1 pseudogene is annotated in these 412 nt (G+C 54.1%); it reads left to right on the forward strand.

Annotation, left to right across the window (positions count from 1 at the left end):
* A pseudogene (locus KTH89_RS24735) lies at positions 1-412 on the forward strand (tetracycline resistance ribosomal protection protein Tet(W)); the annotation flags it as partial.

A 412-nucleotide genomic window follows, 5' to 3' on the forward strand; every position in this document is an offset into this window, starting at 1 on the left:
CTGGAGGAAAATACCGACATAGAAGCATGGGATGCGGTCATCGAAAATAACGATGAATTATTGGAAAAGTATATCGCAGGAGAACCAATCAGCCGGGAAGAACTTGCGCAGGAGGAACAGCGGCGGGTTCAAGAAGCCTCCCTGTTTCCGGTCTATCATGGCAGCGCCAAAAAGGGCCTTGGCATTCAACCGTTGATGGATGCGGTGACAGGACTGTTCCAACCGATTGGGGAACAGGGGAGCGCCACCCTATGCGGCAGCGTTTTCAAGGTTGAGTACACCGATTGCGGCCAGCGGCGTGTCTATCTGCGGCTATACAGCGGAACGCTGCGCCTGCGGGATACGGTGGCCCTGGCCGGGAGAGAAAAGCTGAAAATCACAGAGATGCGTATTCCATCCAAAGGGGAAATTG

It is taken from the genome of Diplocloster agilis (assembly GCF_019042275.1).
Lineage (GTDB): Bacteria > Bacillota > Clostridia > Lachnospirales > Lachnospiraceae > Diplocloster > Diplocloster agilis.